Raw genomic sequence first — 14,133 nt, 5'->3', positions numbered from 1 at the left:
GCAAAAACCCCTGATAAAAGTTAATAAGAAAAAGTCAGCGGCGGTAATTCGCCATTAACGTAGAAATCCCCCAGCGTGCGGTATTTGTAAGCCAGTGGGTCATGCGTGGTGTGGGTACGGGCGTTACGCCAGTGACGATCAAGATTGCGCGTGCGCACCGTAGCCGAGGCACCGCCGATATCGAACAACCATTGCGACACCGCCAGTGAAGCCCGCGTTGAGACGGTTTTTGCTTCCGCCACCGCCAATGAGGCCTGCGCTGCCAGATGCTCGCAAACCTCAATGTTCTGCTGACTGAATCGGGCGCTCGCGGCCGCTTCCAGCTGGTCTGCCGCGCTCAGTACCAGCGCTTCCGCCGCGCGGCAGTGGGCAGACATCTCACCCACGGTATGCAGCAGATAGGGATCTTCATTCCCTTTGCTCACGCCACTTTCTTTCACCGGCCGCACATGCTGACGGGCAAAATCGAGCGCATCATCCAGTGCCGCCAGGGCTATGCCGCTATCAATGGCGCAGTGAATAATTTGCGCGGTGGCGCCAGCGTGATGGCGCTGGTGACGCCAGGGTTCCATCATCAGCACTTCTGCCGCCGCCACCCAGACGTGGTTGAGTTCCGTGGTGCCACTTGCGGTGCAGCGCTGCCCCATGCCGTTCCAGTCATCATGCCGAATAATGCCGGGGCGATTGGCGGGTACGATGGCGGAAACCAGCTGGTTTTGATCGTTAAGGCAGCGGATTTTCAGCCAGTCACCGAACAGTGCGCCGGTGCTGTAATGCTTCAGGCCGCTGAGCCGGAAATGATCGCCTTCTGCGGTTAACCGGGTTTGTAATTCTCCCCGGAACTGACCACCCCGTTCAGCCGCTGCGCCGCTGAACAGATAACCCGCTGCCGCAAGGGGAAGATATTGTTGCTGCTGTGCAGCCGTTCCCATCAGACGCAGACGCTCGACGAAAACCACATGACCGAGAAAGGCCTGCGCGACACTGGCATCACCGCGAGCGAGAGTCAGATATTGCTGTGCCACGTCGCGCCAGCTGCCTCCCGCACCGCCAGCCGATGTCGGGACACGCAGCGCACCGAGGCGCAGTTGCCGGATCTCCGCAAATACGTCAAAAGGCAGCGTACGTCCGGCATCACGGGCCGCCGCCTGCTGCGCCAGCCGTGACGAAAGTTCATGCGTTGCCGCCAGCAGCGCATCGCTGCCCACTATCGTTACGGGAATCTCTACATTGGCAGCAGTCATGATACGGCTCTCCTGATGATTAAAGTCTGCCCGGCTGGGACATAAGGATGATGGCAGGCAACATAATGGCCTTGGCCCTGCCCGCTCAGCGCAGGCGTGCGTTCACGGCAATCCGCCTGCACATTGGGGCAGCGTTGCTGAAAACGGCAGCCCTGGCTCAGGGCATACGGATTGACTGGCGATTCCTCGTCGGGAGGAGCCTGACGCAATCGGCGCTGGTCCGGACTGGTGCCGGGAATGGTGCTCAGTAACAGACGGGTATAGGGATGGGCAGCGTGACTCCACATCTTCGCCTTCGGCAAAACCTCGACAATCTGTCCGGCATACATCACCGCGATACGCGAAGCGATGCGTTCAACCACCGATAAATCATGGCTGATAAACAGGATGGCAACGCCGGTGCGCTGTTGCAGGGTCTGGAGAAGATCAACAATCTGTTTTTGCAGGCTGACATCCAGTGCTGAAACCGGCTCATCGCAGACGATCAGTTCAGGTTCCGCTGCCAGTGCACGGGCAATATTCAGGCGCTGACGTTGCCCTCCCGACAGCTGATGCGGATAGCGATCCATCAGCGCGCTATCCAGCCCGACATCGTTGAACAGCTGTGCGGCTTTTTCACGACGTGCCTGGCGCGATAACCCGCTATGCAGACTTAACGGCAGATCCACCGCTTTTTGCGCCCGCTGACGCGGATCCAGGGCTGACAACGGGTCCTGAAACACCATCTGGATTGCCCGGCGCAGCGGACGCAATTGCCGGGAAGATAGCGCGGCCAGATTGGTATCGCGAAAGTGGATATCCCCTTCCTGCGCACGCTGCAAGCCCACCAGTGCCTTACCCAAAGAGGTTTTGCCGCAGCCGGATTCACCAATCAGCGCGAGGATTTCTCCGCGATCAATATGGAAGCTGACGCCATCAACCGCGGTAAAACTGTTGCCGGCCGTGTCATAACGTACCGTCAACTCACGCACATCCAATAACCGGTTGTTCATAACTGACCTCCCGCCAGCGGACGTGCGTTCAGCAGTTGTCGGGTGTAGGCATGTTGCGGATGCTGATATAGCCGCTGGGCGGGCTGGGTTTCCAGACATTGCCCGTAACGCAGTACCGCGACGCGGTCAGCCAGTTCCGCCACCACCCCTAAATCATGGGTAATCAATAAAATGGCCGTGCCGGTTTCCTGCTGGATCGCAGCCAGTAAACGAATGATTTGCGCCTGAATGGTGACATCCAGTGCGGTAGTGGGTTCGTCGGCAATCAGTAGCGCTGGATTCCCCGCCAGCGCCATCGCGATCACCACGCGCTGACGCATGCCACCTGAGAGCTGATGGGGATAACTGGCATAGCGCTGATCGGCCATCGGTATGCGGACTTTGTGCAGCAGCGCCAGCGCATGGAGCCGGGCCTCTTTGCGCCCGACCTGCTGATGCAGCCGGACGGCCTCGGCGATTTGATCCCCCACCTTCATCAACGGGTTTAAAGCGGAAAGTGCATCCTGAAAAATCATACCGATGCGCCCACCACGTAACTGACACAGGCCGCTCTCGCTGAGGTGACGGATATCCCGGCCTTCAAATTGCAGACGGTCCGCGGTGATATGTGCTTCTGCGGGCAGCAAGCCTAACAATGCGTAACCCGTGGTGGTTTTACCGCTGCCTGACTCCCCCACCAGCGCCAGCGTCTCCCCGGCTTCAATCGAGAAACTCAGCTGCTTAACGGCCGCCTGATCCTGACCGCGATAACTGATGGTGAGATTTTCCACCTCTAACAGCGCCATTATTGCAGCCTCCCGCGTTGTGGATTGATCACGTCATTAATGGCCCGGCCCAGCAGGCTGAGTGACGCGACGGTAAAGAAAATCGCTATCCCAGGAATGGCAGAGATGTATCCGGCACTGCGCAACACGTCTCGGCCCTGGCCGATCATGCTGCCCCAGGAGATGACGTTGGGATCCCCCATACCGAGAAACGCCAGCGCGGCTTCAGTCAAAATGGCGTGGCCGACCAGCATCGCCAGCATCGCGACTACCGGGATCAACACGTTGGGCAGGATATGTACCAGCAGGATGTGACTATCGCGCATTCCCATCACTTTACCGGCCTGCACAAAATCGAGATGGCGCAACCGACGGGCTTCTCCCCTGGCAATGCGCGCCACGTTAGGCCACGACGTCGCCGCGATGCCGAGGGTGATGGTTGATACCGTAGGGCCGAGGATCAGTACCAGCACCAGGGTAAACAACAGCGAAGGCATGATCTGAAACAGTTCGGTGATGCGCATCAGCTGGTTATCAACCCAGCCACCATAGAAACCGGCGAAGCTACCCATCAGTAGTCCCAGCACGGCCGTCAGCAATCCGGCAGCCAGTCCAATCGAGAGTGAGAGGCGAGCGCCCCAGGCAATGCCGCTCCAGATGTCACGACCCAGGGTATCGGTGCCAAGCAGATGCGCCGCATTCTGACCCGGTGCCAGATAAGGGCGGGCAATCATCGCCGTGGGGTCACTGCCGGTTATCCAGGGCGCAAGCAAAGCAATGGCAACCACCAGCAGCAGACCTAACGCGCCACACCAGCCCGCCGGATGAGCCATAACCCTGGGTTTTAGCAGACTGAGCGTGCTCATAAATGCCCCCCACTGCGGCTGCGTGGATCGATCGCGGCATGCGTCAGTTCGGTCAACAGATTCACCACCACCACAAACAGCGACGTGACAAATAAAATCCCCAGCAACAGATTCACATCGCGCGTTGACACCGCCGAGAGCGCCAGCTGGCCGAGTCCCGGCCAGGCGAACACCGTTTCAATGGTGACGGAGCCGCTTAACATTGCACCGAATTGCAAGCCGGTCAGCGTCACCACTGGTAACAACGCGTTGGGGATGATATGCCGCCAGATCAAACGGAAGCGGCTACAGCCTTTGGCGCGCGCCGTGCGGATGAAATCCTGCAATGCCACACCACGGACGGACTCCTGCATCAGGCGGATATACAGGGCGAGATAACTGAAGGCGAGACAGCCTGCGGGCATCAGCAGATGGCGTGTCACATCCCAGATCCTTGCCAGGCCGGTAAAATCGGCACCCATGGTGCTGTCGCCACTGGAAGGCAACCAGCCCAGTCTGACGGTAAACACCACCACCACCATCAGACCAAGCCAGAACACCGGCATGGCAAATCCCAGGGTAGCGATCAAACCAATCAGACGCTCTATGGCAGGCTTGCGGGTCACGGCAGCAATCACCCCCAGCAACGTGCCGAGCGTCACCGCAATCAGTAAGGCGACGCCCATCAACAGCAGCGTGGAGGAAAGCCGTTCGGCGATAAGCTGGGAAACAGATTCGCTGTAGCGGAATGACCAGCCGAGATCTCCACTGAGAATGTTTTTCAGATACGCGAAGAACTGCACCATCAGCGGTTGATCGCTGCCAAACTGCGCACGCAGCTGCGCCATAAATTCCGGGGTCGCCGCGCCCGCTTCTCCGGCAATCACATCAGCCAGATCGCCAGGTACACTTTTCAGCAGGAAAAAATTAAGGATGACCACCATAAGCGCCACAGGCAGCGCCTGTACTACCCGCGCCAGCAGCGGATGCAGCCTGAATCGGAAGATTTTCACAGGCGCAGCCCCGCTTGTTTCATCAGTGGCAGTACCGCTTCGCCAAAGTAAGCCAGGTCGGGTGCGTAGTCATAAAACGTCAGCTGTACCCCATCGCACCCCGCCTGTTGCAGACGCAGCAGATACTGCACGATTTGTTCTGGCGAGCCGACCAGCTGAATATTGCCACCGACAATTTTCTGATCGCGCTGATGTCCGAGAAACGCCTGACTGTCGCGTTTTTGTGCCGAGGCGAAAAAGTTGTCCACGGCAACCACATCCTGCGCTGCAACGATGGCGTGGTAATAATCCCACGCCTCCTGCTCTGTCGGGCGGCAGATGATCATCGGGTTGATTAAGGTACGTAGCGTACGCTGTTGTAACGCCGCCGCGGCCCGGATACGTGCGGTGTGCGCAGGCAGCGCCTCGAGCGCCGCCTCAATCTCAGCCCCTGCGGGACTGGTGATAAACACCAGGTCGGAATGTCGCGCAGCATAATCAATCCCGGCCTGCGAACCCGTGGCGTTCACCAGCAGAGGGCGGCCATAGCGGGGTTTTGCTGCCACCCAACCCGCTTCACTCGACCAGAACTCACCCTGAAAATTGATCTGTTGATCATCGAGCCAGTAGCGTTTCAGCAGATCGACAAATTCTTCTGCCATGCGGTAGCGCGTGTCATGTTCAATCTGTGGTGCACCGAACATACGGGCGTAACTGTCCTGATTGCCGGTTACCATATTCAGCCCCCAGCGTCCGCCTGAGATGAGATCAAGTGATGCACCAAAGCGCGCCAGGTGCAGCGGGTGCCAGGGGCCATACAGAATATGCAGTGTGGAAATCAGTAAAATGCGTGACGTCACCGCGCTCAATGCCGCCGTGGTCATAAAGGGGTCGATGCTGTGCTCGCGATAGCGAATCTGCCCGCCATAGCCCCCTTTCGGGTTCCACTCCGCCAGACCGAACACCAGGTCGAAGCCCTGTGCTTCCGCAGTGAGCGTTAGTTGTTTGTTGTAATCGAAATTCCAGTTGGTGGTACGGGGCAGCTGCGAAGGACTCCAGCCACCACTTTGAATCGGCAGAAAAAGCCCCAGCAAAAAAGGCTGCTGAAGCACCGCATGCAGCGGACTGCCCGCAATATCTGCCGGAGATGTATCGTGAATGCCTGGTGAACGCGAAGTCATTGTCGGCCCGGTTATCGTTGAAATGATGGGCCGATACTAGTGAGCCGTTAATTCAGGAAGAAATGAGAATTGGGTATTTGTTTATGCTTTTCCAGGGAATAGGGAAATGCGCTGACACGATTTTAATTTTATCTATATGAAAATAATCAATTAATTTTTTAATCGGATGGCCGCCCCCAACAGAAAAGTATCCTGAACCCTAATAGGTTTTTCTCTCTCTCTAATACAAGTTCAGGTATTCCTGAAGCCACTCGCCACTAACTCAAACGCCTGTTTAACCAGCGTCTGACTGGTGCCGGGGCGGATCCACAGATAAAACTGCGTATCCGGCAGGCGCGGTAAGCCATCGCTTTCTCCCAGCACACGCATATCGCTGTCGAGCAATTCAATACTGCGCGCCGTCACCCCCAGCCGGGCTTTCACCGCAGCCTTGATACCCAGTAGATTGGAGGTAGTGTAGGCCGGGGACCAGCGCACCTGCGCCGCATCCAGCGCTTCTATCGCTACCCGGCGAAAGATGCTGGGATAATCAGCCAGGATCAACGGCAGAGGGGAATGTGGTCGATGCTGATACTGCGCGGAACAGATCCAGACGGTTGGCGAAGTTCGCAGTAACACCCCTTCCAGCTGCGGATCGAAACGGGTCGATATGGTCATATCCACTTCTCCCCGGTGCAGCGCTTCCATCAGGAAGGGACTGCGGCCAACGTCCAGCTCAATATTCAGTGACGGTGCCCAGCGGGCGATCTGGCTGAGGAGTGGCGGCAGCAGAGTGTCCGCGACGTCATGAGGTGAACCAATCCTGAGCACGCCGGAGAAACGACTATCTTTCAGTGAACGCAATGCATCATCGTTCAGCAACAACAGGTCGCGAGCATAGCTCAGCAGTTGCTGACCATGTTGTGTCAGTCGTTTGGTCCGGCCCTCTTTTTCAAACAACGCCGTTCCCACCATGGTTTCGAGTCGTTGCATCTGCTGACTCACCGCCCCCTGGGTACGACCTAAACGAATCCCTGCTTTGCTGAAAGTATGTGAATCGGCCACCGCGATAAAGGTGCGCAACAGCTCGATATCAAGATTTTCTACGTCCGACATAACGTCCCTTATGGTTGCCGATAGCGGCCTGATTAGGTTTGCTTTCTTCGCTCTCCCACTTTGAAACGCTTTCAACGGGAAGCAACAGCCTCATCACTGACCACGCCCAGACGGTTATAGCGCTGAGCCATTGACTGGATTCGCTTTAAACGATCATTCATCGTATTTCCCCCTACCATGAACAGCATTGCTTTCCAGTGCTATCATACTCTTCACAGCAGCAACACTTTTGCGGTGCTCGCGCATGTTCACGCAGGTGGTGACATTTTGTAATTCTTCATCGCTCATAAGCCCCAAGGCATGCAATTCCTGCGCGTCTTCAATCAGCCCGTGTTTAATGTTTGTTCAGGGCGTCCAGCGCGGCAGATTTCGGCTTCATCCAATTGGTCCTCGTGGTTTGAGTGAAGGCTGCATAACGCTGCAGTATCCTATTCAGTTTGATTACCTGCGTGACATGCTTTTACGCTCAGGCCCCACACTTCACATCCCCGGCAGCCAGCTGAAAGCCTATGGAACAGTTAAGGTTTACTGATGAAACGTATTTTTATGTTTGTCCTGGTGTTTATGGTGTGTTGCGTAGCTATCTCAAAGGCAATTGCTGTTCTGATGCCCATTGACGCTGTCTATTCACTGGCAAACGCATTGCATATCTTTGGTGATGAGAGCGTGCTGGACTTTATGATATACGCCAACGTCGGCATTTCTATTGTTCTTTCAGCTGTGTTCTCGTGGCTGGTGATCCGCCATATCCACTGAGGCAGCAATCTGATTTCAGATGTAAAAAAACCCGCTTACGCGGGTTTCATATCCTGCCAACCCACTACCGCAGCGGGGCCAGTTCAAGGCTGCTGCGAAAGTCGCTGCCCTGATAATCCGTATCCAGTAATCTGCGTCGCCGTAATTCCGGCAGCAAACCGTTTAACAGCAAATCCTGCTGATCCGGCTGCCCCAGCCCGTGTAATGAGATCACGTCCAACACCCCGGCCTGATAACGTTGTTCAATAGCATCCGCCAGCGTCTCCGGCGTTCCGGCAACAAACCAGTGGCCGGTTTCTTCAGCTTTGATGATCAGCTCGCGCAGGGTCAATCCCTCCAGCGCGTATTGGCGGAAAATGGCCGCACGCCCCTGCCGACGCTGCACCTGTGCCACTTCCGGGATCAATGCCGCAGGTAACGGGCGATCCAGCGGCAAATCGCGCAGATCCACCTCACCCCCCAGCATATCCGCCACACGCAGGCGTCCCTGTTCATAATTGATACGCTCGTGCTTATCACGCAGGCGGCGTACCACATCCGCCTCGCTGTCGCCAATGATGGCGTGGAATGAGTTCATGATCAGCGGTGGATTGTGTTCCCGGCCAAAGCGCCGCGCGCGCTGCTGCACATCCGCAACAAACGCCTGAGCGGCGTCAAAGGTCGGCTGAGAGGTGTAAATCACCTCGGCATAATGGGCACCCAGCGTCACCCCGGCTTCCGATTGTCCCGCCTGAAACTGCACAGGACGGCGCTGCGGGGATGGCGGTACGTTAAGCGGCCCGGCGACCTGAAAATAGTCGCCACGATAGTCAATCGGATGCAGCCTGGCAGGATCGATACGTATCCCGCCGCTGGCAGTCCGTTGCACAGCCTCGCGTTCGTTAGCGTCATACAGCGCGTTCATCACTTCGATAAATTCGGTGGCGCGCGCATAGCGTTCCTGCGGCGGCGGCAGCTGGTTTTCACCAAAGTTTTCTTCACCCACCGATGAGGTCACCGCATTCCAGCCAGCACGGCCGCCACTCACATGGTCAAGCGTGCCAATCTGGCGCGCCAGATTGTAGGGATGCAGCCAGCTGGTGCTGACCGTGGCAATTAAACCAATCTGCGATGTCGCCTGACTCAGCGCCGCCAGCGCAATCAGCGGGTCCTGGCTGCCGGTACTGCCCGCCAGCCCGGCAGGATCGGCCTGTAACAGATCGGCGGTGAACAGACCGGTGATTTTTTCACGTTCCGCTATTTTCGCCAGTTCAATGGCGCGCGCAATGCCAATCCCTGGCTGGCTGTCATTACCTGCCGTGATCACGCTGCTGGCCCCCACCAGCGTCTTCAGTTTTCTACGATAAGGTTGTGACACGGTTTTCTCCTTGTAGCCGGTTTCCTGGCGCTGAAAGATCGCTCTGGAGACAGCGACATAATTGGCAGCATGCTGTTCAAGGCTGTTTCCAGCGTCTGTTGTTTTGCTCTGGTGTCCGTCATCTCATGCCACCTGCTGACGACGGCGTTGTGCAAACTGGTTTTCCGGCTCCGGGAGTCCAAGGTTTTCGCGCAGTGTCTCGCCTGCATATTCGCTGCGATAAAGCCCGCGTTGTTGCAGCAGCGGGATCACCTGCGCCACAAAATCATCAAATGCGGTGGGGGTGCCGCCGCGAACGATAAAACCATCGGCTGCACCCGCGATGAACCACTGCGCTAAGCCATCAGCCACCTGCTGCGCCGTACCGAGGAAAGCTGGCCGTGGCGTCGCTTCTTCCAGCGCAACCTGGCGCAAGGTCAGCCCACGTTCGCGGGCATTGCGTTTAATGGTATCGGTGGTGCTGCGGAAGCTGTTTTCGCCCAGGTCGCCGATTTCCGGGAAAGGCGCATCCAGCGGGTATCGGCTGAAATCATGATGTTCGAAATAGCGGCCAAGATATTCCAGCGCGTTATCGATGCTCACCAGTTCTGCGGTCTGCTGATAACGACGCTCCGCTTCTTCTTCGTTGTCTCCGATAATGACGCTGATACCCTGGAAAACGCGAATGTCATCGGCATTCCGCCCCTGCGCCACCAGACGGCTGCGCACATCTTCGCGGAACTCACGTGCCTGCTCAAGGGTCTCCTGGCGCGTATAAATGGCGTCGGCTGCTTCAGCGGCAAAAGCTTTACCCGCTTCCGAAGCGCCCGCCTGGAACACAATCGGCCTCCCCTGCGGTGAGCGCCCCACATTGAGCGGTCCCTGCACCGAGAAGTACTGGCCTTGATGATTGAGGGTATGCAGTTTGTCTGCATCGAAAAACTGGCCGCTGGCTTTATCACGCACAAAGGCGCCTTCTTCCCACGAATCCCACAACCCCTTCACCACCCGTAAATACTCGCTGGCAACGCGATAGCGTTCGTCATGCTCAGGATGGGTAGCGCGCGAGAAGTTCTTAGCCGATCCTTCCAGCGGTGAGGTCACCACGTTCCAGCCAACACGTCCGCCGCTCAAATGGTCAAGGCTGGCAAACTGGCGGGCTACGGTAAAGGGTTCGCTGTAGGAGGTGGAGAGTGTCGCCACCAGACCAATGTTTTTCGTCACCAGCGACAGCGCCGACAACAGGGTGATGGGTTCGAAGCGATTGAGAAAGTGCGGGATCGACTGCGGGGTGATGTACAGGCCATCGGCGACGAACAGAAAATCAATTTTCGCCTGTTCCGCTTTCCGGGCCAGGTCCAGCACGTAGTCCACGTTGATACTGGCATCGGCCACCGCATCCGGGTGACGCCATGCCGACATGTTGCCGGAAGCTCCCTGAATAATGGCTCCCAGCCGTAGCTGGTGTTGTGTCTGACTCATGCGCTTCTCCTTAATATGCGGTTGCGGGCTGCCAGTCAGGAAGGACCGGCAGCGCCTGTAAAAGTTTTTGTGTCCAGGGATGTTGCGGCGCAGCAAACACCTGCCGCAGTTCCCCGCTTTCCACCACCTGACCGTTCTGCATCACCAGCACACGGTCGGCCAGATGCTGGATCACCCCAAGATCGTGAGAAATAAACAACAGCGCCGTGCCGTGTTCGGCCTGCATATCAGCCAGCAGGTCCAGCACCTGTGCCTGGACAGAGACATCGAGCGCGCTGACCGGCTCATCCGCCACCAGCAGCGCCGGGTTCGGAGCAAAAGCGCGGGCAATCGCGACACGCTGGCGTTGACCGCCAGAGAGTTGCTGCGGATAACGCTGCAGAAAGCGATCGCCCAGTTGCACTTCATCCAGCAACTGACGCACCCGCTGACGGCGCGCATCGCCGTAAATGCCGATGCTGTCGAGGCTTTCGCCGATAATTTTTTCCACCGTGTAACGTGGGTCGAAAGAGCTGAAGGGGTCCTGGGCGATCAATTGCAGGCGTGCACGCCGGGCGCGACGTGCTTTCTCATTGAGGCCCTGCCAGCGGCTGCCTTCCAGCAGCAGCGTGCCGCTGTCAGGTTCGACCAGGCCCATCACCACTTTCACCAGCGAGGTTTTGCCGGAACCGGACTCCCCCACCACGCCAAGGGTTTCCCCGGCATGCAGGCTGAAGTTGATGTTATGCAGCACCTGACGCTCACCGTAGGCCTTGTTAAGCCCGATCGCCTCCAGCAGAGGCACCGCAGCGAGTGCCGGGCGCGGCGGCAGCGGTGTCGGTTCGGCAGCACTGAGGCGTAACCCCCGGGTAGCGGGTGTCGGTACAGCGCGCAACAGACGCTGTGTCCAGGTATGCTGGGGGCGCTGGAGCAACGTTCCGCTGCTGCCCTGCTCCACCACTTCACCATCACGCATCACCAGCACCCGATCGGCCAGTTCGGCCACCACCGCCAGATCGTGGCTGATTAGCAACAGGCCATGCCCGTCACGCCGTCGTTGCGCCAGCAATTGCAGGATTTGCCGCTGCACCGTCATATCCAGCGCCGTGGTGGGTTCATCCGCAATCAGCAACGCCGGGCTGCCCGCCAGGGCGGTGGCAATCAGGGCGCGCTGACGCTGTCCACCGGAAAGCTGATGTGGATAGCGTGCGAGACGGCTTTCTGCATCCGCTATGCCTGCCGCGCGCAGCAGTTCAAGGCTTTTTTCCTGCAGACTGACATCACCACGATAGCCTGAGGCACGCAGTGCATCCGCCAGTTGCTGACCGATGCGCCGCAACGGGTCGAGTGAAACCAGCGCATCCTGCAGCACGTAACCAATACGACGTCCACGCAGCACACGCCAATCCTGGCGGTGAGCGTTGCGCATATCACGTCCATCAATGACAAAACGATCCGCACTGACCACCGCATCATCCGGCAGCAATCCCAGCAGGCTGCGGGCAGTGAGGGTCTTGCCTGAACCGGACTCCCCCACCAGCGCCACCGATTCCCCCTGCCAGACTTGCAAATTCAGGTTCTTCACCACCTGCTGGGCACCAAAGCGAATGGAGAGGTTTTCAATATCAATCACCGGTTGCGTCATAGCGTTCGCCCTTCAAAACGCGCCTGCCAGTAGCGTCCCAGGGTATTCACCGCAATCACCGTCAGGGTGATAAATACCCCCGGCCAGACGGCAATCCACCAGGCGTTACGCAGATAGTTACGCCCTTCGGCCAGCATCAATCCCCATTCAGCCGTCGGCGGCTGCGGCCCCATCCCCAGGAAGCTCAGCCCCGCAGTACCGATAATCGCCGTGCCGAGACCCAGAGTGGCCAGCGCGGGCACCTGCGCCATTGCATGTGGCAGAATATGACGCCCGATCAACGTAAAGCGCGACAGGCCGAAGGTACGGGCCTGTTCCACGTAGCCGGAGGTCATAACACTGTAAGTCTGGGTGCGTACCACGCGGGCAAAACGCGGTACCGAAGCCACGCCGAGAGCGATAATCAGGTTATTGGTACCCGGGCCGGTGAAAGCGATCAGCATCAGCGCCAGCAACAGATCGGGAAAGGCTGAGATAACATCCACCGCGCGACTCAGCAGCTCATCCACCACCCCGCGTGCCAGTGCCGCCGTCAGACCCAGCAAGGTGCCGAAGATCACCGCCACCGCCATCGCCGCGACGCTGATCAACAGCGAGTAACGGCTGCCATAAATCACCCGGGTCAGCAGATCGCGCCCCAGCTGATCGGTGCCAAGCCAGTGCTGTGCCGAAGGCGGCAGCTGCGCGTTGACCGGGTCAGCCAGCAGCGGATCGCTGTGCGTCAGCCACTGCGGAGCCACCACCGCCAGCGCGACCAGCAGCAGAAAGAACAATGCGCTCCACACCGATACGGGCAGCGCAAGAGAAAATCGTTGCAGGATGGCTTGCATTATTTGCCCTCCCCACGCAGGCGTGGATCGATCCATAGCGCCAGAATGTCAACCAGCGTGCTCATCACCACGTAAATCAGCGCCGAAAGGACGGCAACCGCCAGCACCACTGGCAGATCTTTCGCCAGCACCGCATCCACCGTCAGCTTACCGAGACCGGGACGACCAAAAACCTGTTCGGTGATCACCGCGCCGCTGAGTAATCCGCCCACCAGCCAGCCGGTTAACGTCACCGCAGGCAGTGCGGCGTGGCGTAACGCATGACGCAAACGGATAGTGGTTTCCCCTACACCCCAGGCCCGTAACGTCAGGGTAAAGGGGGATTCCAGCGCACGTTCCAGCTCACGCCGCAGGACCTGCGCAATCACCGCCCCCTGGGCCAGTCCGAGGGACAAGGCTGGCAGTACCAGCGACGAAAGATGACGATCCCCCGCCACCGGAAACCAGCGCAGCGTAAAACTGAAGATGAACAACAGTACAATTCCCATCCAGAACGATGGCGTGGAAGCCAGCAGCAGCTCCAGGCCATTCGCAATCCGGCGACCCCAGCGGCGATGCGCTGTCGCTACCGCCATCACTATGGCAAACACGGCACTGACCAGTAACGCTGCCAGGGTGAGTTTCAGGGTGGGCCACAGCTGGGTCGCCAGCAGCTGGCTCACCTCGGTGTTGAGAATGTATGAACGACCGAAGTCACCGTGCAGCACGCGCCACAAATAGTGCAGGTACTGCCACCATAACGGGTGATTCAACCCCCACTCGGCGCGGATGGCCGCCTCAATCGCCGGTGTGCGCTCCTGCTCCCCAATCAGCAGGCTGACGATATCGCCAGGCGCCAGATGCACCCCGAGGAACGCCAGCGTGACGGCAGCCCACAACACCAGTACGCCACCCAGCAGACGCCCGGTGATACGACGCGTCAGTTCGCTACGCCATAGCGATGGCCGGGGCGCTCGCGGGTTACGGGTTACGATGCTCTCCAGACTCATCCT

Annotated in this window: 15 protein-coding genes; 2 read left to right on the top strand and 13 right to left on the bottom strand. The window is 58.3% G+C overall.

Translation table 11 applies throughout. The features are described 5' to 3' along the window. Nucleotides 1–20: 20 nt before the first annotated feature. The 8 genes from PW844_RS12035 to PW844_RS12000 all read right to left on the bottom strand — a co-directional run bounded on the left by PW844_RS12035 (nt 21) and on the right by PW844_RS12000 (nt 7,401). Nucleotides 21–1,244: an acyl-CoA dehydrogenase family protein gene (locus tag PW844_RS12035; RefSeq protein ID WP_299451838.1), complete on the bottom strand. Its 1,224-nt coding sequence runs from the start codon at nt 1,242–1,244 to the stop codon at nt 21–23. Then, entirely contained in the window at nt 1,241–2,236 is a 996-nt protein-coding gene (locus tag PW844_RS12030; RefSeq protein ID WP_299451837.1) for an ABC transporter ATP-binding protein, read from the bottom strand. Before PW844_RS12030 ends, PW844_RS12035 begins: the two co-directional genes overlap by 4 nt. Then, nucleotides 2,233–3,021: an ABC transporter ATP-binding protein gene (locus tag PW844_RS12025; RefSeq protein WP_299451836.1), complete on the bottom strand. Its 789-nt coding sequence runs from the start codon at nt 3,019–3,021 to the stop codon at nt 2,233–2,235. Before PW844_RS12025 ends, PW844_RS12030 begins: the two co-directional genes overlap by 4 nt. Then, nucleotides 3,021–3,866, bottom strand: coding sequence for an ABC transporter permease (locus PW844_RS12020; protein ID WP_299451834.1), 846 nt, complete (start codon nt 3,864–3,866; stop codon nt 3,021–3,023). The genes PW844_RS12025 and PW844_RS12020 overlap by 1 nt, the downstream gene beginning before the upstream one ends. Further along, on the bottom strand, nt 3,863–4,858 hold the full coding sequence (locus tag PW844_RS12015) for an ABC transporter permease (RefSeq protein ID WP_299451833.1): 996 nt from the start codon (nt 4,856–4,858) through the stop codon (nt 3,863–3,865). Before PW844_RS12015 ends, PW844_RS12020 begins: the two co-directional genes overlap by 4 nt. Continuing rightward, entirely contained in the window at nt 4,855–6,018 is a 1,164-nt protein-coding gene (locus PW844_RS12010; RefSeq protein WP_299451831.1) for an LLM class flavin-dependent oxidoreductase, read from the bottom strand. The genes PW844_RS12015 and PW844_RS12010 overlap by 4 nt, the downstream gene beginning before the upstream one ends. Nucleotides 6,019–6,249: 231 nt before the next feature. Beyond that, a complete protein-coding gene (locus PW844_RS12005; protein ID WP_299451829.1) occupies nt 6,250–7,113 on the bottom strand; it encodes a LysR substrate-binding domain-containing protein in 864 nt (287 codons plus the stop codon). A gap of 153 nt (nt 7,114–7,266) precedes the next feature. After that, nucleotides 7,267–7,401 (bottom strand): hypothetical protein, encoded by a 135-nt coding sequence (locus PW844_RS12000; protein WP_299452054.1) that lies wholly within the window; start codon nt 7,399–7,401, stop codon nt 7,267–7,269. On the opposite strand from PW844_RS12000, the gene PW844_RS11995 reads away from it, so the two are divergent. Both PW844_RS11995 and PW844_RS11990 read left to right on the top strand, forming a co-directional pair. Beyond that, nucleotides 7,358–7,645 (top strand): tlde1 domain-containing protein, encoded by a 288-nt coding sequence (locus PW844_RS11995; RefSeq protein ID WP_367187757.1) that lies wholly within the window; start codon nt 7,358–7,360, stop codon nt 7,643–7,645. The genes PW844_RS12000 and PW844_RS11995 overlap by 44 nt on opposite strands. Beyond that, on the top strand, nt 7,645–7,869 hold the full coding sequence (locus PW844_RS11990; RefSeq protein WP_299451828.1) for a hypothetical protein: 225 nt from the start codon (nt 7,645–7,647) through the stop codon (nt 7,867–7,869). The genes PW844_RS11995 and PW844_RS11990 overlap by 1 nt, the downstream gene beginning before the upstream one ends. A gap of 64 nt (nt 7,870–7,933) precedes the next feature. Here the strand turns inward: PW844_RS11990 and PW844_RS11985 are convergent, their stop codons facing one another. The 5 genes from PW844_RS11985 to PW844_RS11965 all read right to left on the bottom strand — a co-directional run bounded on the left by PW844_RS11985 (nt 7,934) and on the right by PW844_RS11965 (nt 14,130). Then, entirely contained in the window at nt 7,934–9,226 is a 1,293-nt protein-coding gene (locus PW844_RS11985; RefSeq protein ID WP_299451826.1) for an NtaA/DmoA family FMN-dependent monooxygenase, read from the bottom strand. Between the two features lie 123 nt (nt 9,227–9,349). Then, nucleotides 9,350–10,687: an LLM class flavin-dependent oxidoreductase gene (locus PW844_RS11980; RefSeq protein WP_299451825.1), complete on the bottom strand. Its 1,338-nt coding sequence runs from the start codon at nt 10,685–10,687 to the stop codon at nt 9,350–9,352. 10 nt (nt 10,688–10,697) lie between these two features. After that, nucleotides 10,698–12,311, bottom strand: a complete 1,614-nt coding sequence (locus tag PW844_RS11975; RefSeq protein WP_299451823.1) for an ABC transporter ATP-binding protein — start codon at nt 12,309–12,311, stop codon at nt 10,698–10,700. After that, the gene (locus PW844_RS11970) at nt 12,308–13,141 is read right to left on the bottom strand and encodes an ABC transporter permease (RefSeq protein WP_299451821.1); all 834 of its coding nucleotides are present in this window, start codon (nt 13,139–13,141) and stop codon (nt 12,308–12,310) included. The genes PW844_RS11975 and PW844_RS11970 overlap by 4 nt, the downstream gene beginning before the upstream one ends. Then, nucleotides 13,141–14,130: an ABC transporter permease gene (locus tag PW844_RS11965; RefSeq protein ID WP_299451819.1), complete on the bottom strand. Its 990-nt coding sequence runs from the start codon at nt 14,128–14,130 to the stop codon at nt 13,141–13,143. The genes PW844_RS11970 and PW844_RS11965 overlap by 1 nt, the downstream gene beginning before the upstream one ends. Nucleotides 14,131–14,133: the final 3 nt, after the last annotated feature.

This window comes from Pantoea sp. (genome assembly GCF_028283705.1).
GTDB lineage: Bacteria > Pseudomonadota > Gammaproteobacteria > Enterobacterales > Enterobacteriaceae > Pantoea.
Note: the sequence above shows the minus strand (reverse complement) of the source record. Positions and strands in the feature narration are given on the sequence as shown.

Excerpts from the sequence above, each read along its gene's own strand:
- PW844_RS12035 (WP_299451838.1), bottom strand. The coding sequence starts at position 1,244 with ATGACTGCTGCCAATGTAGAGATTCCCGTAACGATAGTGGGCAGCGAT.
- PW844_RS12030 (WP_299451837.1), bottom strand. The coding sequence starts at position 2,236 with ATGAACAACCGGTTATTGGATGTGCGTGAGTTGACGGTACGTTATGAC.
- PW844_RS12025 (WP_299451836.1), bottom strand. The coding sequence starts at position 3,021 with ATGGCGCTGTTAGAGGTGGAAAATCTCACCATCAGTTATCGCGGTCAG.
- PW844_RS12020 (WP_299451834.1), bottom strand. The coding sequence starts at position 3,866 with ATGAGCACGCTCAGTCTGCTAAAACCCAGGGTTATGGCTCATCCGGCG.
- PW844_RS12010 (WP_299451831.1), bottom strand. The coding sequence starts at position 6,018 with ATGACTTCGCGTTCACCAGGCATTCACGATACATCTCCGGCAGATATT.
- PW844_RS12005 (WP_299451829.1), bottom strand. The coding sequence starts at position 7,113 with ATGTCGGACGTAGAAAATCTTGATATCGAGCTGTTGCGCACCTTTATC.
- PW844_RS11995 (WP_367187757.1), top strand. The coding sequence starts at position 7,358 with ATGTTCACGCAGGTGGTGACATTTTGTAATTCTTCATCGCTCATAAGC.
- PW844_RS12000 (WP_299452054.1), bottom strand. The coding sequence starts at position 7,401 with ATGAGCGATGAAGAATTACAAAATGTCACCACCTGCGTGAACATGCGC.
- PW844_RS11990 (WP_299451828.1), top strand. The coding sequence starts at position 7,645 with ATGAAACGTATTTTTATGTTTGTCCTGGTGTTTATGGTGTGTTGCGTA.
- PW844_RS11980 (WP_299451825.1), bottom strand. The coding sequence starts at position 10,687 with ATGAGTCAGACACAACACCAGCTACGGCTGGGAGCCATTATTCAGGGA.
- PW844_RS11975 (WP_299451823.1), bottom strand. The coding sequence starts at position 12,311 with ATGACGCAACCGGTGATTGATATTGAAAACCTCTCCATTCGCTTTGGT.
- PW844_RS11970 (WP_299451821.1), bottom strand. The coding sequence starts at position 13,141 with ATGCAAGCCATCCTGCAACGATTTTCTCTTGCGCTGCCCGTATCGGTG.
- PW844_RS11965 (WP_299451819.1), bottom strand. The coding sequence starts at position 14,130 with ATGAGTCTGGAGAGCATCGTAACCCGTAACCCGCGAGCGCCCCGGCCA.